The sequence below is a fragment of the Devosia sp. genome, from assembly GCF_025809055.1.
GTDB lineage: Bacteria > Pseudomonadota > Alphaproteobacteria > Rhizobiales > Devosiaceae > Devosia.
The window spans coordinates 1,560,141-1,581,946 of record NZ_CP075529.1; the positions used below are offsets into that span (position 1 = coordinate 1,560,141).

The following is a 21,806-nucleotide window of genomic DNA, read 5'->3' on the forward strand; positions in this document are numbered from 1 at the left end:
TCTTGGCCGGTGCTGGGCACGGATACGACACCTCCCGGTCGTGTCCGTACGGGGGGAGAAGCAAATTGCGTTCTAGGCGCCTGGTCCCTCGGCGCCATGGATGCGCTTCTCCCCGCGGCCCGTCGCCGGAGCCTCACCCTTTTCATCGTCTCGCCCAACGACGCGATGCGCGAACGCCCTGAGCGCCGCCATGACAATGACCGCCAATAGCGCCGATCCGGCCGCAATCACGTAAAAGCCAAGGGCGGTGGCGACGCCCACCGCGCCCGCCAGCCACATGCCGGCACCAGTCGTCAGCCCATGAACACCCGCGCCGCTGCGGAAGATCGCACCAGCCCCGAGAAAGGCTATGCCTGCCGTCACCGCCTCGACCGCGCGGATGGGATCGGCCTGGCTAGAGCCGCCGGTCCCGATCGTGTGGTAGATTTCAAAGGCCAGAATGGTGAACAACGACGCGGCCACTGCGATCAACATGTGGGTCCTGAGCCCGGCGCCATTGGAATGCGCCTCGCGTTCAAAACCGATCACCGCCCCGAACAGGGCCGCCAGAGCCAGTCGTATGGCGATGATGTGCAATTCGAGGTGGGTATCGACCAGGCCGAAACTGTTGCCGCTATCCATGTGCTGACCCTTGTGACGCTTCTGTCTCAACACGTCCCAGGGCAGCCGGTTCCCTAAACCGTTTTCAGCCACCCGCCATCGACGAAATAGGTGCTGCCGGTCGAATAACTGGCCATGTCCGAGCACAGGAACGCCACGAACCGCGCGACTTCCTCAGGCGCGGCAAAGCGCTTCATGCCGCCTGCCTCGTCAGCCACCGCCTGCAGATGCGCCTCATATCCGTCCTCGCCGGCAATCTGTTTGGCCGTCTTGATCCAGTCCGGCGTCAGCACCAGCCCCGGATTGACCGTATTGACGCGGATATTGTCGCCGACCACCTCGTTGGCCAGGGTCTTGGAGAACATCATCAGCGCCGCCTTGGTGGTGTTGTAGATCGGCTCATACCAAAGCGGCTGCACCGCGCAAATCGAGGCATTGTGCACGATGGCGCCGCCGCCGCGACGCTTCATGCCCGGCACCAGGCCTCGCGCCAGCCGCACCGCCGCCATGACATGCAGGTCCCAGTAGTACTGCCATTTGGCATCTTCGGCCTCGGCGATGGTCTCGTTGGAGCCGGTCCCGGCATTGTTGATCAGGATGTCGATATCGCCGGCCGCCGCAATCACCGCCTCGCAGCCCGCCGCCGTCGCCACGTCAGCCGCAATGGCGCTCGCCTTGACCCCGAACTGGCCGGCAATCCGCCTTGCCTCGGCTTCACCGCGACTACCATCGCGCCCGATGAGGAACAGATTGCACCCCTCGGCCGCCAGCGCCTCGGCAATGGCCAGCCCGATGCCGACAGTGCCGCCGGTGATGACCGCGGTCTTGTTGGAAAGATTGAGTTCCACGTTGGCCTCCCTGCCAATTGCGACCGCGTGGTGAGCGCGTCTGCCTGCCTATTCCGCCGTCACCCTGATCTGCAGCTTCACGTCCGTCGGCCGCGCCTCCACGGCCCGATCGAATGCCGCCTTTGAATCCGCGAAGGCAAATGTCTCGGAAATCAGCGGCTTGAGATCGACGCGACCCGATGCGATCAGCGCAATGGCGCGGTCATATTGATGCGCATAGCGAAACACGTTCTCGATCCGCAATTCCCGCACCGAGGCCATGGCGATATCCAGCCGCACCGGCTCGACCGGCAGGCCGACCACGACGATACAGCCCCCCGGACGCGGCAGGTCCATCACGCTCTCCCAGGCCTTGGGCGAGCCGGAACACTCAAAGACCACATCGACGCCCCAACCCTCGGTCAATTCGCCGATGACCTCCGCCAGGTTGCGCTCGCGGATATTGACCGGAATGACGCCCTGGTATTGCGCGGCGATATCGAGCTTGGGCTGGGCCAGGTCGGCAACGATGACGCGGGCGCAGCCCCCGGCCAGCGCCGCCAGGGCCACCATGGTGCCGATCGGCCCGGCACCGAGCACCAGCGCCGTGTCGCCAGGCGTGATGCGGGCCTTGCTCGCCGCCTGCATGCCCACGGCAAAGGGCTCGACCATGGCGCCCTCGGCAAAACTCACATGGTCGGGCAGCTTGAACGTGTAATTGGCTGGGTGCACGACTTGAGGCGTCAGCACGCCGTGAACCGGCGGCGTCGCCCAGAACTGGACGGCCGGGTCGACATTGTACATGCCCAGCCGGCTGGCCCGCGAATTGGCGTCAGGAATTCCCGGCTCCATGCACACGCGATCGCCCACCTTGAGATGGGTTACCCCCTCCCCGACCTCGACAATCGTTCCGGCGGCTTCATGGCCGAGAATCATCGGCGCTTCGACCACGAAGGGGCCGATGCGGCCATGGGTATAGTAGTGCACATCCGAGCCGCACACGCCCACCGTGTGAATGGCGATCCTCACCATTCCGGGCCCCGTGTGCAGCGGCACCTCGATGTCACGCAAGTTCAGGTCGTGCTGCTTTTCCAGCACTAGCGCAGGCTGCAAGGCCATGATGTCCTCCCGGCAAGTTACTGAGCAATAGCTCACAAATTGCGCATTTGCCAATCCACTCCCGCATTCCTTGGGGAATTACGGTTTTTGAACCTGCGTGGTAACGTGTCCCTAATTCCGCCAACCTAGACTGGCGACAACCGAAAACGCGCAGCGTCAATGCCGGCCATCGAGAAAAACGAGACACGACAATCCTATACTAGGACACTCCTGTTACCAGCAATCGCCCTGCTGGTCATTGCGGGCGTAACCGTGACCGCCTTTCTCCTCATCGCCGCAGGCAGCGCAGACCGGCGCGCCCTTGAGCGGCAAACCCAGGCCATCGCGCTCGGCCTTGAAGACACCCGCATGGAACTGACCCTCGAGCAGAACCATGCCGGATATGATGCCGCCACGTCCCCATCCCCGCAACAGGCCAGCCAATCCCTGGTCATATCTCTCCTCGAGCAATTGGGATATCGCGCGGTCGCCTTCGTGGACGCGCAGGATCAGGTCCAGATCATGCCGCCCGATGCGGCGCCGGCTTTCTCCACCAGCGAATACGCGGCGATCGGCAGCCAACTCCGTGCCACGCTGCCAACCGGCCCGAGCCGGACGTTGCACCCCGGCATCACGCGCTATGCCTCCCTCGATGGCTCTCCCGCATTGCTCGTGGCCACCCCCATGCCGCAAACCGCCGGAACGGCAGTTGTTGGCCTGGTGGCACTCGATGAGCGCATGGCGCGCGAGATCGCACGCAGCGGCATGGCCGAATCCGGCCGGTTCGCGGCAACCAGAACCACCGATTTGCAATGGTCATCGCTGCCACTCAATGGGGCCGATGGCAGCCCGGTCGGCTATTTCGAATGGCAGCCGGATCGCCCGGGCACCGCGCTCCTGGCGCACGCTACTCCAGCGCTGCTGGCCGCTTTTCTCGTCTGCGGCCTCCTGGTCGCCGCCCTGGTCGGGCGTCTGGTACAGGCTGCCCGCGTGACCGAAGACAGCCACGCCCGCGCCCTGTTCGCCGCCCGGCATGACGACCTGACCGGCCTGCCCAACCGCGCTGCGCTGACCGCGCATCTGGGGGATCTGCTGGTCCAGCGTGGCAACCGCCCCCTGCCGATCAATGTGCTGCTGCTGGATCTCGATCGCTTCAAGCAAATCAACGACACCCAGGGCCATCAGGCCGGCGACGACCTGCTCGTGGCGGTGTCACAGCGCCTGCGTGGCGCCATCGACAAGGGTCAGTTCCTGGCCCGCATCGGCGGCGACGAATTTGCCATCGTGGCCGCGCTGGGTACCGACAATGTCGGCGCCCCCTTCCTGTCGCGGGCCATCTTCGATGCCTTCGCCGATCCCCTGGTCATCGGCAAGAGCGCCATGCATATCGGCACCAGCATCGGCATTGTGTCCGACACGGCGGGCGAAGCCACGCCAGGGGACCTGCTGCGCAAGGCCGATATTGCCCTGCATCAGGCCAAGGCCGCAGGCCGAAACCGGTCCGTGGTTTATGAGGAGCAGATGAACGAGCTCTTGCAGCTCGAACGCACCATCGAAGCGGAACTGCGCGATGCCCTGCGGCTGGGCGAACAGTTGAGCGTTCAGTTCCAGCCCCTCGTTGACCAGAAGACCCGCAAAGTGGTGGGCGCCGAGGCGCTTGCGCGCTGGCACCATCCGCGTTTCGGCCAGATATCGCCGGGCCGGTTCATTCCGGTTGCCGAAGCCACGGGCCTTATCGAGGCGCTGGGCCTGTTCGTGCTGCGCGAGGCCTGCCGGGTCGGCGCGGCCGCCAAGGGGCGCACCATCGCCGTCAATATCTCGACCACCCAATTGCGCAATGCCGGCTTTGCCGAACAGGTCCTCGACATCCTGCACGAGACCCGCATGCGGGCCGAGGACCTCGAAATCGAGATCACCGAATCCATCCTTCTCGACGAGGAGCATGTCTCCTCGCACAACCTGATGACCCTGCGCGCCGCCGGCATCCACGTCGCGCTGGACGATTTCGGCACCGGCTATTCCTCGCTGAGCTATCTCCACCGCTATCCGGTGGATCGCATCAAGATCGACCGCTCATTCGTCAGTCCGCTGGCGGAGGGCGAACAGAGCGTCGCCGTGGCGCGGGCCCTGGTCACGGTCGCCCATGCGATGAACCTCGAAGTCACCGCCGAAGGGGTGGAAACCGAAGAACAGGCCAATATCCTCGCCGGATTGGGCTGCAATACTTTTCAGGGCTTCCTGTTCTCGCCCAGCGTGGAAGCCGTTCGCATCCTCGAAATCTTCCGCCGCGACGGCAAGGCCCCAGCGCGGAGCGCGCTTTAACAGGTTTCGTCAATGAACTGATCCACCCAGTTCCAGCCCCTCACCTCTCCCTTGATCGGGCTTTGAAGCGGCCGGAGGCAAGATCGCTCCAGTGGAGCGATCTTAGCGGAAAAGGCCATGAGAGCTGCGCTCGAATGGCAAGTACCGCCGCTAGGCCCGCAGGGCCGTATCAAAGGTAGGTGGGGGTGCTTCCGGCGCCGTTACGACTGCATCGCGCCCCAGATCAGATAGATCAGGCCGAAGACCACGACGATCCCGACCAGCGACATCACCAATACCCGCAGGTTCATTCGTCTCGGATTGGCCTGTCGCGCTTCCGTGGCACTCTTTTCCGGGTCATAGGTCTGCATCAAACTCTCCTGCTTGGTTGTCGGGGAAACGTTGCCTGCCCCCCTTCGTTCCCGACACTTCCCATGCGTTCACAGGGACTTGACGACGGCGGCCGCGCGTCCGAGTCTCCGGCATGACCCTCTCGGAGACAGCCCTGATGACTGATGCGACCCTGCTGACCAGAATGATCATGGCCGGCCAGGGCAAGGAACAGGCCGACCTCGTCATCCGCGATATCGGCCTGCTCGATGTCATCACCGGCGCCGTCACCCTCACCGATATCGCCGTGGTCGCAGACCGGATCGTCGGCACCCATGGCAGTTACGATGGCAAGGTCGTAATCGACGGCAAGGGGCGCTTCGCCGTGCCGGGCTTCATCGATACCCACCTCCACATCGAATCGAGCCTTGTCACCCCCCTCGAATTCGACCGCTGCGTGCTGCCCCATGGCGTCACCACGGTGCTGTGCGATCCCCACGAAATCGCCAATGTTCTGGGCGCCGAGGGCATCCGCTACTTCCTCGACAGCGCCGAGCGCACCATCATGGATGTGCGGGTCAACCTCTCCTCCTGCGTTCCCGCCACCCCGTTCGAAACCGCCGGCGCCCAACTCGAAATCGGCGACCTCCTGCCTTTCCGCGACCACCCCAAGGTGGTGGGCCTCGCAGAAATGATGAATTTCCCCGGCGTGCTCAATGCCGATCCCGGCATTCTTGCCAAGCTCGTCGCCTTTCAGGACGGTCACATCGATGGCCACGCGCCTCTGCTGCTGGGCCAGGCCCTCAACGGTTATCTCGCCGCCGGCATCCGCACCGACCACGAGGCGACCAGCGCCGCCGAAGCGCGCGAAAAGCTCGCCAAGGGCATGGCCATCCTCATCCGCGAGGGCTCCGTTTCCAAGGATCTTGAGGCCCTGGCCGAAATCCTCGACGACAATACGTCGAGCTTCGTTGCCCTGTGTACAGATGATCGCAATCCGCTCGACATTGCCGAGGAGGGGCATCTTGACAGCTCCATCCGCCGGCTGATCGCCATGGGCCGGCCGCTGCACCACGTCTATCGCGCCGCCAGCCACTCGGCCGCCCGCATCTTCGGGCTCAGGGATCGCGGCCTGGTTGCGCCGGGCTGGCGCGCCGACATTGCCATTCTTGACAGTCTCGAGGGGTGCCGCGTGTCCGATGTCATCTCGGCCGGGCGCCTCGTGACGCCGGAGCTGTTCGCCGCCCGCACCCCCGTCGCCCCCGTCGGCCTCTCCTCGATGAAGGCGCAGCCGGTCACGCCAGAGGCCTTTGTCACCGAACCCAAGCCGGGCCAGAACAGCGTGCCGGTGATCGGCGTGCGCCCCGGCCTCATTCTCACCTTCCGCGAGGAAGCGACCCTCGCCGTGGGTGAAACCGGCTTGCAGCCTGACCTCGTCGAAGACGTCATCAAGGTCGCGGTGATCGAGCGCCACGGCAAGAACGGCAATATCGGCCGCTCCTTCGTCAAGGGTTTTGGGCTGAAACGGGGCGCCATCGCCTCATCGGTCGGCCATGACAGCCACAATATCACCGTGGTCGGTGCCAGCGACGAAGACATGGCCGCCGCCGTCAACCGGCTCATCGCGCTGGGCGGCGGCTTCACGGTCGCCGATGGCGGCAAGGTCACCGCCGAACTCGCCCTGCCCCTTGCGGGCCTCATGAGCCTCAAGAGTTTTGAAGAGGTCGCCCACGATCTCCATCACCTGCGCGATGCCGCCCGGGCCCTCGATTGCGTCCTGCCCGAACCCTTCCTCCAGGTCGCCTTCCTCGCCCTGCCCGTCATCCCGCACCTCAAGATGACCGATCGCGGCCTGTTCGATGTCGACAAGTTCGATTTCGTGACCTGAATTGAGCATTTCCTCGCTCTATCTCGCCTGGGTCGAAGACCTCCCGCCCCGCCTCAATGCGGTCAAGGCCACGCGCGGCATTGGCCTGGTCATGTCCGACGGCATCGTGCTCAAGACCGATCACTATGCCCCGCGCTCCCCCGGCCCCCATCCGACCATCCTCATGCGCCTGCCCTATGGAAGGCGCGGCTTCGGCCCCATCGCCGAGGCCTATGCCGAACGCGGCTTTCACGTGGTCATCCAGGCCTGCCGGGGCACCGAAAAATCCGGCGGCAGCTTCGATCCCTTCGCCAATGAGCGCGCCGATGGCCTGGCGACGCTTGACTGGATCAAGGCGCAACCCTGGTTCGATGGCAGCATCGGGCTCACCGGCCCGTCCTATCTCGGCTACGCGCAATGGGCCATTTCCGATGCCCTGCCCGAAAAGGCCGCCATGGCCACAAAGGTTACCACGGCCGATTTCCGGCCTGTCGTGTTTCCCGCCGGCGCCTTTCACCTCAATCTCTGGCTGAGTTGGGTGCAGGTCATCGAGGGCCTGCGCAACAGCCCGCTGGCCACCGCCGCCCGCATGTTTTCCGGCGATATCGAGCGGCGTACCGAAAAGGCCGCCGCCATCCTGCCGCTGGTCGAGGCCGACAAGGCCGTGGTCGGCCACAAGGTGCCGTTCTGGCGCCACTGGTTCGAGCACGCCATCGGCAATGACGCCTTCTGGCACGATCTCGATCACCGCCACCGTCTCACCGAAAAGACCCCGCCGGTGCATTTCATCTCCGGCTGGTACGATTTCATGCTCGATCCGCTCCTGGCCGATTATCGCCGGCTGGTCGAACTGGGCCACCGCCCCTATCTCACCATCGGCACCTGGTTTCACATCGCCGAGGAATTGCAGCGCGACAACTTGCGGGAAACCCTGGTCTGGATGCGCGCCAAGCTCATGGACGATGACACCGGCCTCCGGCGCAATCCGGTCCGCATCCATATTTCCGGCCGCGAGGAATGGCACGAATTCGACGCCTACCCGCCCGGCCCGGCCAGTCCCTCCACCTGGCATGTCGCCCCCGACGGCACGCTTGCCACCCACGGGCCGCGCAGCCACGGCACCAGCCACTATCGGTACGATCCGGCCGAGCCCACGCCCAATCTGGGCGGCGCCGTCTTCGCCTTTACCGGAGCCGGTGCTGTCGACAATGCCCCATTGGAAGCCCGCCCCGACGTGCTGACCTTTACCAGCCCGGTGCTGACGCGCGACCTGACCCTGATCGGCCGCTGCCGGGTCAACCTGGCCGCCCGGGCCAGCCATCCCGATGTTGATTTCTTCGTGCGCCTCAACGATGTCGGCCCCGATGGCACCTCGATCAATATCTGCGACGGCCTCGTCCGTGTCACGCCCGAGACGCCCGCCACAGATGGCGCCTGGCAACTGGCCATCGACCTGCACGCCATGGCCCACAGCTTCCGGCCCGGCCATCGCCTGCGCCTGCTGATCGCCTCCGGCGCCCATCCCCGCTATGCGCGCAATCCGGGCACCGGCGAACATATCGGCACAGCCACGCACATGGTGGCCAATGACGTGGAAATCCTCCACACCGGCACCAGCCTGTCCCTGCCCGCCTACACGCTGCCCTGACCGGCGTTGAATCCGCCAGACGCTCGATTGTCACCCCGGCGCAGGCCGGGGCCCATCCCGAGATGTGGCGAGTGATCCCTTCCTGCGCCGCGATCACATCACAGTTTGGACGCCATCTTGCTCCACAACCAACGCGATCTAGCGCATTGAAATCCCACTGGTTTCCCGCGCACTCACGTCAATTGTACCGAACCGTACATACCCTATTGCCAATTTAGTTATTCTACATAACTATATTCCGGCATCATTCAGGGAGGATGAGATGCTGACTTATTGGAGGAGCCCCATCGCGATCGGCGCCTTGCTGGCCACTACGGCCTGGGCCGGTCCCGCCATGGCCGAAAGCCTCGATTGCGCTTCCGTCGCCGGGCATGATTTCGGTATCGAGGGCCTGGTGATCGCCTCGGCCGAAGCCCTGCCAGTGGGCGAAAACGCGCCGGTTGCCCATTGCATGGTCAAGGGCCATGTCGGCGAACGCACCGGTGTCGACGGCAACACCTATCGCGTCAGTTTCGACCTGCGCCTGCCGGACGACTGGAATGGCCGCTTTGTCCACCAGTTCAACGGTGGCAATGACGGCGCCGTTGTCCCGGCCATGGGCGACCTGCGCAATGGCGACCCGGCCGACAATGCCCTGTCGCGCAATTATGCCGTCGTCTCGAGCGATGCCGGCCACGATGGCGCGGCACACCCCGAGGCAGGTCTGGCCGGCGGCGCTCAGTTCGGCTTTGATCCCGAAGCGCGCAGCGACTACGGCTACAGCGCCGTCGCCAAGCTCAACCCGGTCGCCACCGACCTCGTCGAAGCCTATTATGGCGAACCGATTGCCTATAGCTATGGCGTTGGCGGTTCCAATGGCGGACGCCATGGCCTTGTTCAGGCCACACGCCTGCCCGACGCCTTCGACGGTATTCTCGCCGCGTATCCCGGTTTCAACCTGCCGCGCGCCGCCGTTCAGCACGCCTGGGACGTACAGGCCTTCAAGGCCATCAATGGCGATATCCGCACCGCCTTCACCCAGGAAGACCTGACCCTGGTTGCCGATGCGGTCCTGGCAGCCTGTGACGGCCTGGACGATCTCGAAGACGGCATCATCGCCGATTATCCGGCCTGCCAGGCCAGCTTCGATGTCACCACGCTCACCTGCGCGGCCGGCAGCACCAATGCCTGCCTGGCTCCGGCACAGGTGGAAGCCCTGCAGAAAATTCACGCCGGCCCGACCAATTCCGCCGGCGAGCAGCTCTACAGCAACTGGGCCTGGGATCGCGGCATTGCCAGCGGCAACTGGCGGTTCTGGAAACTGGAAAGCGGCGTCCCGCCCTGGGATTCAATGCCCCTGATCGCCACCATGGGCGCGGCCTCACTGGCCACCATTTTCTCCAACCCGCCGGTTGATGTGGGCGGCGATCCCGCCGCGCTCGAACAGTTCCTGCTCGACTATGATTTCGATACCGATGTCACTGTCGCCGCGACCACCGACGCCTTCGCCGAATCCCCCATGGATTTCATGACCCCCACCGATATCGGCAATCCGGAAATGGCAGAATTCCGCGACGCCGGTGGCAAGATGATTGTCTTTCACGGCATCAGCGATCCGGTGTTTTCGGTGATGGACACCATCAGTTGGTACGAAAAGCTCGACGCCAATGCTGACGGCAAGGCCGCCGATTTCGTCAAGTTCTACGCCGTGCCCGGCATGGGCCATGGCTCGGGCAGCCCGGCAACCGACAAGTTCGACGCCTTCTCGGCTCTGGTCGATTGGGTCGAGAACGGCAATGAGCCGGACTTCCTCGTGGCCACGGCGACCCCGGACAATGAATACGTTCCGGAAATGGCCAACATCACCCGCAAGCTGTGCCCCTATCCGACCATCGCCCGCTTTACGGGCGGCGTGGAAGCCAGCTACGAAAGCTTCGCCTGCAAATAAAATCAAAAAGCCCGCCGGAAGGCGGGCTTTTTTCCATGAACAGACCCACGCACCGGGTTTCGCCTTCCCCTGCCCATTCAGGGAAGTATGCACCTCACGCGTACTGACATCTGAACTTTCCCAATGTCATCCCCGCGAAACACCATGTCATCCCCGCGAAAGCGGGGATCTCCGTTCCCGCCAGAACAGATTCCCGCTTTCGCGGGAATGACCCAGTGGTACGGTCAAATCACGACAGGCAGGCCTGTTTGCTTGGAAACCGATCCCCCGGCCCCCATCGCCCCCTCGCCCCTTCGGGGAGAGGGCCGGGGTGAGGGGTCATAGCCCCCAGCGACCACCAGAGCCGCAGAAAACCCTCGCAGCTACTTCCCGTCGCGCGCTTTCACCTTGCGCCGGGCCGCGTGCAGCAGCGGCTCGGTATAGCCCGAAGGCTGGTCGGCGCCATGCAGGGCCAGGTCGAGCGCCGCCCGGAAGGCCACCGATTGGAAATTGTCCGCCATCGGCCGGTAGAGCGGATCATCCTTGTTCTGGTCATCAACCACGCTCGCCATGCGCTCGAAAACCGAGGTCACCTCGTCACGGCTCACCAGCCCATGACGCAGCCAGTTGGCGACCGCCTGGCTGGAAATCCGGCAGGTGGCGCGGTCTTCCATAAGCCCCACATTGTTGATGTCCGGCACCTTGGAACAGCCCACGCCCTGCTGCACCCAGCGCACCACATAGCCCAGAATGCCCTGGGCATTGTTTTCGAGTTCGCGGGTGATCTCCTCCCGGCTGAGCGCAAAGGGCTCCTGCACCGGCATTGAAAACAGGTCAGCCAGCGGCGGCACGGCCTGGTTGTGGCGGCGCTGCTGGGCTGCCAGCACATCGACCTGGTGATAGTGCAGCGCATGCAGCGTCGCCGCCGTCGGCGACGGCACCCAGGCGGTATTGGCGCCGGCATTGGGATGGCCGACCTTGGCCTCCATCATGGCCGCCATGTCGTCGGGGCGCGCCCACATGCCCTTGCCGATCTGCGCCTTGCCGGAAAATCCTGCAGCGAGCCCGATCAGCACATTGCGGTCCTCATAGGAGGCAATCCACTGTTCGCTCTTGATCTCGTCCTTGCGCAGCACCGCGCCCGCTTCCATCGAGGTGTGGATTTCATCGCCGGTCCGGTCGAGGAAGCCGGTATTGATGAAGAACACCCGCGCGCGCGCCTCGTAGATGGCCGCCTTGAGATTAGCCGAGGTGCGGCGCTCCTCATCCATGATGCCGATCTTGATCGTGTTCGGCTTAAGGCCCAGCATGGTTTCGACCGAGGCGAAGATGGCGCAGGCAAAAGCCACTTCTTCGGGCCCATGCATCTTGGGCTTGACCACATAGATGGCGCCATTGCGGGCATTGTTGCCCTTGTCGTGCATGGCACAAAGCGCGGTCACCGCCGCATCCATGAGCCCCTCGCCGACAGGCTTGCCATCGAGCAGCACGGCATCGGTGGTCATCAGGTGCCCGACATTGCGCACCAGCAGCAGCGAGCGTCCCTTGAGCACCAGTTCGCCGCCATTGGCGCCCTTGTAAACCCGGTCGGCCTTGAGCTTGCGGGTAATGGTCTTGCCGCCCTTCTCGAAGGTGTCTTCGAGGTTGCCCTGCATCAGCCCGAGCCAGTTGCCATAGACCTCGACCTTGTCCTCGGCATCGACGGCGGCCACCGAGTCCTCGCAATCCTGGATCGTGGTCAGCGCCGCCTCGACCACCACATCGGCGAGACCGGCCGCATGGGTCGCCCCGATAGCATTGGCCGGATCGATGACCAGGATGGCGTGCAATCCGTGATGCACCAGCACAATCTCGGCCGTCTGGCCCTCGCCCTTGTAGCCCACAAAAGCAGATTGGTCCTTGAGCGTCGCCGGGCCGGCCTTGGTGTCGATGACCAAGGTCGCGACGCCTCCCTGCTCGGCCACCACATAGGCGGTCACATCGGCATGGCTGCCCTGGGTCAGCGGAAAGGCGTCGTCGAGAAACTGGGCCGCCCGCGCCACCACGGCCGCGCCGCGCGCGGGATTATAGCCCTTGCCCGGCGCCAGCTCGCCGTCGCGGCTGACGACATCGGTGCCGTACAGCGCGTCATAGAGGCTCCCCCAGCGCGCATTGGCAGCATTGAGCGCATAGCGGGCATTGGAGACCGGCACCACCAGCTGCGGGCCGCAGATGCTGGAGATTTCCGGATCGAGCCCTTCGGTTTCGATCTGGAAATCACCCGGCTCGGCGACCAGGTAGCCGATCTCCTTGAGGAAGAAATCATAGCCCTGCGGGTTCTTGGCCACCGGCCCGTATTTGTGGTGCCACTCATCGATCTGGCTCTGGATCGTGTCGCGCCTGGCCAGCAGCCGCGCATTGGTGGGCACATGCTCCTTGAGCATTGTGGCAAAGCCGTCCCAGAACTGCTCGGCCGAAACAGGTGTCCCGGGTAGGGCCTTGCCCTCGACGAAATCCACCAGCAGCGGATGCACGGAAAGGCCGGATTTCGTCACATATTCGGTCATGGATAAGCCTCTGAGGACAGCATTGCGACAGCTTTAGGCCATCCCCGCAGGCCTCACAACCCGCCTAAAGTCGACTTCGCCCTTGCGCCAGCGACATAGACTTCAGCCACCGAACGGTCATCGCCCAGCGTCTGCAGCAGGAACAATTCTTCCACCAGACTGCTCACCGTTGCCATGCGCATCCGCATGGTGGGCGTCGCCCCCGCATCGAGTACGATCAGGTCTGCGGCCATGCCCGGAGCGATCGCGCCGATCGTGCCCTCCAGCCCCAGCGCCTCGGCATTGCCGCGCGTCGCCATGTGGAATGAGGCGAGCGGATTGAGCCGCTGCCCGCGCAATTGCAGGATCTTGTAGCCTTCGTCGAGCGTGCGCAGCATGGAGACGTTTGTGCCTCCGCCGATATCGGTCGCCACCCCGATCCGCACGCCATTGTTGATCAGCCGCTCGCGGTCGAACAGGCCCGATCCCAGGAACAGGTTCGATGTCGGGCAGAACACCGCCACCGCTCCGGTTTCCGCCAGCACCCCGGCCTCGCGATGGTTGAGATGGATGCAGTGCCCCAGAAGCGTCTTGCGCCCAAGCAGCCCGTAGTATTCGTAGATCCCGGTATAGTCCGGGCTCTGCGGATAAAGCTCCATCGAATAGGAAATCTCGGCGTCGTTCTCGCTGAGATGGGTCTGCACGTAGCAGTCGGGAAATTCCCCCACCAGCGCCCGCGCCGCGTCCATCTGCGCCGGGGTCGAGGTGATGGCGAAGCGCGGCGAGATGGCATAGAGCGCCCGCCCCCGCCCATGCCAGCGCGCAATCAGCGCCTCGGTGTCGTCATAGCTCGATTGCGCCGTATCGCAGAGCCCCTCGGGCGCATTGCGATCCATCATCACCTTGCCGCCGACCATCAGCATATTGCGCCGCTGCGCCTCGGCGAAAAACGCATCGACGCTGCGCGGATGGCTCGAGCAATAAGCCACGGCGGTCGTCGTCCCGTGCCGGATCAGCGCATCGTAGAAATCCACCGCCACCGCATCGGCATGGCCCTGCTGGGAAAACTTCTGTTCCTCGATGAAGGTATAGGTGTTGAGCCATTCCAGGAGCGAACCAGCATAGGCCGCCATCATCTGGCTCTGCACATAATGCAGGTGCAGGTCGATGAACCCCGGCAGGATCAGGTGCGGCCGGTGATCGATGATGACGGCGCCAACGGCATCGGCCTCGGAAAAATCGCCGACCGCCACCACCTTGCCGTCCTCGATGCTGACCGCGCCATCCTCGATATAGAGATAGCTCGCCTCGTCATCGATTCCCTCGGGCGCCCGATGAAAGCTCAGCACCCGCCCGCGCAGGATGGTCCGGCTCACGACCCGGACCCTTCGCGATACCATTCGACCAGGAGGGCCCGCTCGGCATCGGTCATTTCGGTGACATTGCCCGGCGGCATGGCATGGCTCCACCCGGCCTGGATGGCAATCTCATGGGCGTGGTTGGCGATGGCGACATCATTGTCGAGAATGACGTTCTTGGGCGCCTGATAGATCCCCTCCCACACCGGCTCTGCCGTGTGGCACATGCCGCAGCGGGCCTGCACCGCCTGGCTGGCTGCCGCGAAATGCGCTGTCGCCATGAACTTTTCCGCCGTGGCCGTGGCCAGCGGTTCGCCGTCGCCCGCCGGCAGTTTCGGCGAGGTCGAAAGCCAGGCGATCACCAGCATGATCACCACCGCCACCGCCCAGGTCCAGTGCGGATTGCCCTTGCGGGCATGGCGGGTGTTGAAATAGTGCCGGATGACCACGCCGACGAGGAAGATCAGCGACGCGATCACCCAGTTCCACTGCGTCGCAAAAGCCAGCGGGTAGTGGCTCGACAGCATGAAGAAGATCACCGGCAGGGTGAGGTAATTGTTGTGCAGCGAACGCTGCTTGGCAATCTTGCCATATTTGGCGTCCGGCGTGCGCCCGGCCTTGAGATCGGCCACCACGATCTTCTGGTTGGGAATGATGATCATCGCCACATTGGCCGTCATGATCGTCGCCGTGAACGCACCCATATGCAGCATTGCCGCGCGTCCGGTGAACAGCTGCGTATAGCCCCAGCTCATGGCGACAAGGATCGCGAACAGCACCAGCATCAGCCCGGTGGTCGATTGCCCGATGGGCGATTTGCACAGCGCATCGTAGAGCAGCCAGCCCAGCACGATCGACCCGGCCGAAAGCAGGATCGCCACCCAGCTGGGCACATCGAGCACATTGCGGTCGACGAGGAAAATGTCGGCGCCGACATAGTAGAGCAGCACCAGCAGCATCGCGCCCGATAGCCAGGTCGCGTAGCTCTCCCATTTGAACCAGGTCAGGTGCTCGGGCAGGAATTCGGGCGCCACCAGATATTTCTGGATGTGATAAAAGCCCCCGCCATGCACCTGCCACTCTTCGCCATGCGCCAGCGGCGGCAGGCTCGGCGTCTTGCGCAGGCCCAGGTCCAGCGCGATGAAATAAAAGGACGAGCCGATCCACGCAATGGCCGTCACCACATGCAGCCAGCGCACGGCAAACATCGCCCATTCGTAGAAAATTGCGTAATCGGGCATCTTCTTCTCCGTCCCGCAGGGCAAATCGCTCCGGTGGAGCGATTTGAGGTGAGAAGGCCACGAGAGCTACGCTCGAGTGGCACGAACTCACAGCACCCACCGACCCACCTCCCCTCGCCCCTTGTGGGAGAGGGACAGATTTTCTGCGTCCAGCAGAAAATCAGGGTGAGGGGTTCTGAGCTATCCACACGCCCTACGCAGCCTGATAGCTCAGAACCCCTCATCCGCCCCTTCGGGGCACCTTCTCCCACAAGGGGAGAAGGAAGGGCGGTCGAAGCCGCCCCTCCGTTGCATTCGATCAGGCCGGCGGGTTCACGCCTTCGACATACCAGTCCATGCCCAGCAGTTCGGCATCGGTCAGGGTCACGCCGGCGGCGACCTTTTCGGCGCCGGTATGGTCGTTGATCGGGCCGCTGAAGATGTTGAACGAGCCATCGATCTGGCCCTGCTTCACCGCTTCGGCGGCGGCCACGACGTCAGCGGGAATCGACTCATTATAGGGTCCGATCTCCACTTCGCCTTCAGCCAGGCCCGGCCAGCTGTCCTTGCTCTCCCAGGTGCCGTCGATCACAGCCTGGGCGGTCTTGACATAGTGCGGACCCCAATTGTCGATGATCGAGGTCAGCTGGGCCTTGGGCGCGAAAGCGCTCATGTCGGCACCCTGGCCGAAGCCACCGACGATGCCGCGTTCCTCGGCAACCTGCAGGGCAGCCGGGCCGTCGGTATGCTGGGCGATCACGTCGATGCCCTGGTCGATCATGGCGCGGGCGGCGTCGGCTTCCTTGGCCGGATCGTTCCAGCTGGAGATGAACACCGGGGTGATGGTGAAATCGGGGTTCACCTTGCGGGCCGCCAGCACGAAGGCGTTGATGCCCATCACCACTTCGGGGATCGGGAAGGAGCCGATATAGCCGGCCTTGCCGGTCTTGGAGAGATGGCCGGCAATGGTGCCGCAAACGGCGCGGCCTTCGTGGAAGCGGGCATTGTAGGTGCCCACATTGGCGGCGCGCATATAGCCGGTGGCGTGCTCGAAGGTGATGTCGGGGAACTGTTCGGCAACCTTGATCACCGAGTCACCGAAGCCGAAGCTGGTGGCGAAGATCAGCTTGCAGCCCTGCTGGGCCAGTTCGCGCAGCACGCGCTCGCAGTCCGGGCCTTCCGGCACGTTCTCGACATAGACGGTTTCCACCGCGTCGCCGAGCTGTTCTTCCAGCATCAGCCGGCCCTGGTTGTGGGCATAGTTCCAGCCATTGTCGTTGATGGTGCCGACGAGCACGAAGCCGACCTTGAGCGGCTCGCCCTGGGCAAAAGCCCTGGAGCCGAGCAGCGGCAGGGCAGCGGCGGCGACACCGGCCTTGAGAATATTGCGACGATTAAGCGTCATGGGTGTTCTCCTGATTGACGTTGGTTCGTTGATCGAGACCATCTTTGGGCGTGGCCTCAATTGGCTGGCAGGAACGGCCTGCCGAGGCATGCCGGTGCGTTGGATGAAGCGTCGCGGCGGACCGAGATCAGCACCAGGACGACGACTGTAGCGAGATAGGGCATGGCTGCCCAGAGTTCGGCCGGGATCACCGAAAGCGGACCGCCGCTGGCCTTGGCATAAAGCTCCATGGTCATCACCAGCCCGAAGAGGTAGGCCCCGGCCAGCAGCCGGAACGGTTTCCAGCTGGCAAAGACCACCAGCGCCACGGCGATCCAGCCACGGCCGGCAGTCATGCGCTCGGCCCATTGCGGGGTCAGCAGCAGCGGGAAACAGGCCCCGGCAATGCCGGCCATGGCGCCGCCGAATGCGACCGCGGCGTAGCGGACCCCTATCACCGAATAGCCGATGGAATGGGCCGAAAGGTCGTTTTCGCCCACGGCCCGCAGGATCAGCCCGGCGCGCGTCTTCTTGAGGAAGAACCAGACCGCAAAGACCAGCGCGAAGGAGAAATAGACCAGCGCCGAATAGCCGAACAGCACCCGCCAGATCGGATGCGTGGCCAGTTCCGCCGGAAACAGCGGACCCAGGAGGGTCACCGGCCGCGCCGAATAGCCCTGCCCGGCCAGTGCGGAAAACCCGGTGCCGAAAATAGTCAGCGCCAGTCCGGTGGCGGTCTGGTTGGCCGAAAGGCTCAGCGTCAGGAAGCCGAAGATCAGCGAGGTCATCACCCCGGCCCCCGCTGCGCAGAGAATGGCCAGGTAGTGATTGCCCGTTGTGAACAGCACGATGAAGGAGATGATCGCCCCCACCAGCATCATGCCTTCGACGCCCAGGTTGAGGACGCCTGATTTTTCCACGACCAGTTCGCCCAGCGCCGCGATCAGGATCGGCGTCGAGGCCCCGACCACCGTCACGATGATGGCGATAATCAGTTCCACGGTCATGGATGCACCTCCCCTTGCGGCGACACCCGTTTGAGCCGGTAGCGGATCAGGATGTCACCGGCCAGAAGGAAGAACAGCATCATGGCCTGGAACACGCCGGTTGCCGCATTGGAGAGGCCGATCGTCGTCTGCGCCACCTCGCCACCGACAAAGGTGATGGCCATGACAATGCCGGCAAAGATCACGCCCAGCGGATTGAGCCGGCCGAGAAAGGCCACGATGATGGCGGTAAAGCCGTAATTGGTCGGAAAGCCGGGGACCATGCGCTGGAATGGCCCGGCCACTTCCAGCATCCCCGCCAGGCCCGCCAGCGCACCCGAAACCAGCAGCGCCAGCCAGATCGTCTTGTTCTCCGAAAATCCGCCATAGCGCGCGGCGTGCGGCGCCGCTCCGACAACCCGCATCTGATAGCCAAAGACTGAGCGGGTCATGATGAACCAGGCGATCAGCGCCACGATGATGGCGATCGGCACCCCGGCATGAACGATGGTCTGGGGGATGATATTGGGCAGGAGCGCATCGGCCGCGAACCGGCGCGTCTGCGGAAAGCCCATGCCCATCGGGTCCTTCCAGGGTGCGCGGACCAGATAATAGATCAACTGCACCGAGGCATAGGTCAGCATGAGCGAGGTCAGGATTTCGTTGACTCCCAGCCGCGTCCGGAACAGCGCCGGAATGGCCGCATAGGCCGCCCCGCCCAGCACGCCGGCAATGGCCATGGCCGGCAGAATCCACCAGCCCGTCATGTTATAGGTCGCCAGCGCCACCCAGGTGGCTGCGAGCCCGCCCATGATATACTGGCCCTCGGCACCGATATTCCAGACATTGGCCCGATAGGCGATGGACAGCCCCACGCCGATGATGATCAGCGGCGCCGCCTTCACCCCCAGGTCCTGCCACTTGTAGGGATTGGTCAGCGGCGTGAAGAAGATTTCCCGCACTGCGCCGAGCCCGTCGAAGCCGATCAGCGAAAAGATAATGGCGCCGAAAATCATGGTCAGCAGCACGGCCGCCACCGGCGTGGCGTAGAGCATGATCCGGGAGGGTTCGCGGCGCTTTTCAAGACGGAACTGCATCATGCCGCCTCCACCGTGCCATGGACCCCGCCCATGAGCAGGCCGATCTCGTCCACGCTGAAATCCTTGACCGGCCGCGCATCGCTGAGCCGGCCCATATTGATCACCGCAAGCGTGTCACTGAGGGCGCGCAACTCGTCGAGATCCTGGCTGATGACCACGATGGCCGAGCCGGCCGTGGAAAGATCGACCAGCGCCTGGTGAATCGCAGCGGCCGCCCCGGCATCGACGCCCCAGGTCGGCTGGCTCACCACCAGCACGCTCGGCTTCTGCAGGATTTCGCGGCCCATGATGTATTTCTGGAGGTTCCCGCCCGACAGCGACCCGGCGGTCGAAGCCGGCCCCAGCGCCTTGACGGCGAATTCGGCGATCACCTTGCCCGTATAGGTCTTGGCCGCACCCGAATTGATCAGGCCCATGACCACCATGCCCAGACGGTCGCGGGCGGTGAGCACCGAATTGTCGCTGAGCGTGAAGTCGCCGACCGCCGCATGGCCATTGCGTTCCTCGGGCACGGCGCACAGGCCCTGCCGCCGCCGCTCATTGGTGTCCATCAGCCCGATGCCCTTGCCGTCGATGGCGATCGCATCGCGCGTTGCAGCCCGCAATTCGCCCGACAGCGCATCGAGCAATGCGTTCTGTCCATTGCCCGCCACCCCGGCAATGCCCAGGATTTCACCAGCGCGTACCGAAAAGCTCACATTATCGACCGGAACGTCAAAATGGCCGGCGCGAAGTGTTGACAGTCCGCTAACCACAAGTTTGGTCGCGCCAAAGCTGCGGCCCTCGGGTTTGACGATATCCTTGAGCCCCGAACCGATCATTTTCTCGGCCATCGAGCGGCTGGTTTCCTGCTTTGGATCGCAGATATCCACCAGCTTGCCGCCCCGCAAGATCGTCGCCGTATCGCATAAGGCTTTGATTTCATGGAGCTTATGGGAAATGTAGAGGATCGAGCACCCCTCGCTGGCCAATTGCCGGAGCACGGTGAACAGTTGTTCCACCTCCTGCGGCGTCAGCACCGAAGTCGGCTCGTCCATGATCAGCAGCTTCGGGTTCAGGAGCAAAGCACGAACGATTTCAATACGTTGGCGTTCACCCACCGATAGCGTCGCCACGGTGCGGTGCGGGTCCAGCGTCAAGCCATAGGTCGCCATGACCTCCCGGATCCGCGCTTCCAGTTCCCGCGACGGGATTTTGGCATCCATGCCCAGCGCGATATTTTCGAGCACCGTCAGCGCCTCGAACAGCGAAAAGTGCTGGAAAACCATGCCGATACCGAGCTTTCGCGCGGCCTTCGGGTTGGCCACCGTCACCGGCGCCCCGTCCCAGCGCATCTCGCCGGCATCGGGCTGCATGATCCCGTAGATCATCTTCACCAGAGTGGACTTGCCGGCCCCGTTCTCGCCCAGCAGCGCATGAATTTCACCCGGCTTGACCGCGAACGACACATTGTCGTTGGCCAGAACCCCCGGAAACTGCTTGGTAATTCCGCTCAGCTCGAGCCGGTTCGGCATATCAGAATCCACTCGCCACCCCCAATTCGCTGGGGGCGGACACTTGCCCGGCAGATGCTTCCCGTTCCCCAATGTGGACCATAATTTCGGCCGCCGCCAGCGCCGCAATCACCGCCGGACGTTTATCCCCAAGCCCTTGCGCCCCAATGGGCAGGATCAGCTTGTCCAGCGCTTCCCCGGTCCCGCCCTGCCCGAGGAACCAGTTGGAAAACTTGGCCCTTTTGCTCTTCGACCCGACCATGCCGACATAGGCCGCATCGCCCCGGCGCAGCGCTTCATCGGCGATCAGGAAGTCGAGCGCATGGTCATGCGTCACGATGACAAAGGCGCTGCCGGCCGGCGCCGCCCGCACCACTGCCTCCGGCATGGCAACCAGCCGCTGCGCAACCCCCGGCGGCAGCAAACCGAGCTCGTCGCGGCGCGTGTCGATGACCTCGAGCCGCACCGGCATCAGCGCCATGATCTGCGCCAGTACCCGCCCCACATGCCCCGCCCCAAAGACATAGACATGCGGCGCGCCAGCATCTTCCGCCGCCAGCCGCTCCACCAGCTCCGCCCGCAAGTCCGCATCGGCAAATCGCAGCAACACCTCGACCCTGCCCCCGCAACACTGCCCGATTTCAGGCCCCAGCGGCACATCCATCACGCCTTCGCCCCGCCCCTGGCTGAGTAAGCGCCGGGCGTGGTCGATCACCATATATTCCAGCGCCCCGCCCCCGATGGTGCCGAAGTTGTCCCGCGGCCCCACCAGCATGAAGGTCCCCGCCTCCCGCGGCGAAGATCCGCGCACCGATGTGAGTTCGCAGGCGATTGCAGCGGGATTGGCGGCGAGGAAGGTGGCGAGTTGGTAGGAGGTCATGTCAAAATGCCCCCACAAACCCGGTGTCATTCCGGCGCAGGCCGGAATCCAGGCGCCTGAATTCTCGCCATGAGTGAAGCTGGAAACGTCTCAGGATGGATCCCGGCCTGCGCCGGGATGACATCGTGGACCGTTGAAACGCATATGCACGCAACGCGCTGCCAAATCGCCGCCAGAGCGGGGGAGCCTTGTCGATCGCGGGGGCACCATCATGCCACACGCTCGATATGCCTCCCTCCCCCTTGTGGGGAGGGATCGAGGGTGGGGGTATGAGAGCCACGAG

At 64.0% G+C, this 21,806-nt stretch carries 16 protein-coding genes; 4 read left to right on the forward strand and 12 right to left on the reverse strand.

Features of this window, described 5'->3' with window-relative positions; translation table 11 throughout:
• Positions 1-72: 72 nt before the first annotated feature.
• Genes KIT02_RS07665 through KIT02_RS07675 form a run of 3 tightly spaced genes read right to left on the reverse strand, consistent with a single transcriptional unit; the run spans position 73 to position 2,546 of the window.
• Positions 73-621 (reverse strand): MgtC/SapB family protein, encoded by a 549-nt coding sequence (locus KIT02_RS07665; RefSeq protein WP_297584433.1) that lies wholly within the window; start codon positions 619-621, stop codon positions 73-75.
• 53 nt (positions 622-674) lie between these two features.
• Positions 675-1,448 carry an SDR family oxidoreductase gene (locus KIT02_RS07670; RefSeq protein ID WP_297584437.1) on the reverse strand — a complete coding sequence of 258 codons (774 nt, stop codon included), beginning with the start codon at positions 1,446-1,448 and terminating at the stop codon, positions 675-677.
• Between the two features lie 48 nt (positions 1,449-1,496).
• On the reverse strand, positions 1,497-2,546 hold the full coding sequence (locus KIT02_RS07675; protein ID WP_297584440.1) for an NAD(P)-dependent alcohol dehydrogenase: 1,050 nt from the start codon (positions 2,544-2,546) through the stop codon (positions 1,497-1,499).
• Positions 2,547-2,705: 159 nt separating this feature from the next.
• On the opposite strand from KIT02_RS07675, the gene KIT02_RS07680 reads away from it, so the two are divergent.
• Entirely contained in the window at positions 2,706-4,847 is a 2,142-nt protein-coding gene (locus KIT02_RS07680; protein ID WP_297584443.1) for a bifunctional diguanylate cyclase/phosphodiesterase, read from the forward strand.
• 200 nt (positions 4,848-5,047) lie between these two features.
• On the opposite strand, the gene KIT02_RS07685 is transcribed toward KIT02_RS07680, so the two are convergent.
• On the reverse strand, positions 5,048-5,197 hold the full coding sequence (locus tag KIT02_RS07685) for a hypothetical protein (RefSeq protein WP_297584446.1): 150 nt from the start codon (positions 5,195-5,197) through the stop codon (positions 5,048-5,050).
• A 137-nt stretch (positions 5,198-5,334) separates the two neighbouring features.
• Between KIT02_RS07685 and ade the strand changes: the two genes are divergently transcribed.
• From ade to KIT02_RS07700, 3 genes are all read left to right on the forward strand, one after another.
• Complete coding sequence (ade, locus tag KIT02_RS07690; RefSeq protein WP_297584448.1) at positions 5,335-7,044, forward strand: adenine deaminase; 1,710 nt, start codon at positions 5,335-5,337, stop codon at positions 7,042-7,044.
• Position 7,045: 1 nt separating this feature from the next.
• On the forward strand, positions 7,046-8,671 hold the full coding sequence (locus KIT02_RS07695; RefSeq protein WP_297584450.1) for a CocE/NonD family hydrolase: 1,626 nt from the start codon (positions 7,046-7,048) through the stop codon (positions 8,669-8,671).
• A gap of 262 nt (positions 8,672-8,933) precedes the next feature.
• On the forward strand, positions 8,934-10,598 hold the full coding sequence (locus KIT02_RS07700) for a tannase/feruloyl esterase family alpha/beta hydrolase (protein ID WP_297584453.1): 1,665 nt from the start codon (positions 8,934-8,936) through the stop codon (positions 10,596-10,598).
• A 362-nt stretch (positions 10,599-10,960) separates the two neighbouring features.
• Here KIT02_RS07700 and KIT02_RS07705 read toward each other — a convergent pair whose 3' ends face one another.
• From KIT02_RS07705 to xdhC, 8 genes are all read right to left on the reverse strand, one after another.
• Positions 10,961-13,123, reverse strand: coding sequence for a malate synthase G (locus KIT02_RS07705; RefSeq protein ID WP_297584456.1), 2,163 nt, complete (start codon positions 13,121-13,123; stop codon positions 10,961-10,963).
• A 53-nt stretch (positions 13,124-13,176) separates the two neighbouring features.
• Positions 13,177-14,478, reverse strand: a complete 1,302-nt coding sequence (guaD, locus tag KIT02_RS07710; RefSeq protein ID WP_297584459.1) for a guanine deaminase — start codon at positions 14,476-14,478, stop codon at positions 13,177-13,179.
• The gene (locus KIT02_RS07715) at positions 14,475-15,701 is read right to left on the reverse strand and encodes a urate hydroxylase PuuD (protein WP_297584462.1); all 1,227 of its coding nucleotides are present in this window, start codon (positions 15,699-15,701) and stop codon (positions 14,475-14,477) included. The genes guaD and KIT02_RS07715 overlap by 4 nt, the downstream gene beginning before the upstream one ends.
• A gap of 298 nt (positions 15,702-15,999) precedes the next feature.
• Entirely contained in the window at positions 16,000-17,085 is a 1,086-nt protein-coding gene (locus tag KIT02_RS07720; protein ID WP_297584465.1) for a BMP family ABC transporter substrate-binding protein, read from the reverse strand.
• A gap of 56 nt (positions 17,086-17,141) precedes the next feature.
• Positions 17,142-18,065 (reverse strand): ABC transporter permease, encoded by a 924-nt coding sequence (locus tag KIT02_RS07725; protein WP_297585148.1) that lies wholly within the window; start codon positions 18,063-18,065, stop codon positions 17,142-17,144.
• Between the two features lie 2 nt (positions 18,066-18,067).
• Entirely contained in the window at positions 18,068-19,150 is a 1,083-nt protein-coding gene (locus KIT02_RS07730) for an ABC transporter permease (protein WP_297584469.1), read from the reverse strand.
• A complete protein-coding gene (locus KIT02_RS07735) occupies positions 19,147-20,676 on the reverse strand; it encodes an ABC transporter ATP-binding protein (protein ID WP_366520595.1) in 1,530 nt (509 codons plus the stop codon). The genes KIT02_RS07730 and KIT02_RS07735 overlap by 4 nt, the downstream gene beginning before the upstream one ends.
• Positions 20,666-21,523, reverse strand: a complete 858-nt coding sequence (xdhC, locus tag KIT02_RS07740) for a xanthine dehydrogenase accessory protein XdhC (RefSeq protein ID WP_297584472.1) — start codon at positions 21,521-21,523, stop codon at positions 20,666-20,668. Before xdhC ends, KIT02_RS07735 begins: the two co-directional genes overlap by 11 nt.
• Between the last annotated feature and the right edge of the window lie 283 nt (positions 21,524-21,806).

What these genes read in the sequence shown, in the direction of transcription:
- KIT02_RS07665 (WP_297584433.1), bottom strand. Translation starts at nt 621, where the DNA reads ATGGATAGCGGCAACAGTTTCGGCCTGGTCGATACCCACCTCGAATTG.
- KIT02_RS07675 (WP_297584440.1), bottom strand. Translation starts at nt 2,546, where the DNA reads ATGGCCTTGCAGCCTGCGCTAGTGCTGGAAAAGCAGCACGACCTGAAC.
- KIT02_RS07680 (WP_297584443.1), top strand. Translation starts at nt 2,706, where the DNA reads ATGCCGGCCATCGAGAAAAACGAGACACGACAATCCTATACTAGGACA.
- KIT02_RS07685 (WP_297584446.1), bottom strand. Translation starts at nt 5,197, where the DNA reads ATGCAGACCTATGACCCGGAAAAGAGTGCCACGGAAGCGCGACAGGCC.
- ade (WP_297584448.1), top strand. Translation starts at nt 5,335, where the DNA reads ATGACTGATGCGACCCTGCTGACCAGAATGATCATGGCCGGCCAGGGC.
- KIT02_RS07700 (WP_297584453.1), top strand. Translation starts at nt 8,934, where the DNA reads ATGCTGACTTATTGGAGGAGCCCCATCGCGATCGGCGCCTTGCTGGCC.
- KIT02_RS07705 (WP_297584456.1), bottom strand. Translation starts at nt 13,123, where the DNA reads ATGACCGAATATGTGACGAAATCCGGCCTTTCCGTGCATCCGCTGCTG.
- KIT02_RS07715 (WP_297584462.1), bottom strand. Translation starts at nt 15,701, where the DNA reads ATGCCCGATTACGCAATTTTCTACGAATGGGCGATGTTTGCCGTGCGC.
- KIT02_RS07720 (WP_297584465.1), bottom strand. Translation starts at nt 17,085, where the DNA reads ATGACGCTTAATCGTCGCAATATTCTCAAGGCCGGTGTCGCCGCCGCT.
- KIT02_RS07730 (WP_297584469.1), bottom strand. Translation starts at nt 19,150, where the DNA reads ATGATGCAGTTCCGTCTTGAAAAGCGCCGCGAACCCTCCCGGATCATG.
- xdhC (WP_297584472.1), bottom strand. Translation starts at nt 21,523, where the DNA reads ATGACCTCCTACCAACTCGCCACCTTCCTCGCCGCCAATCCCGCTGCA.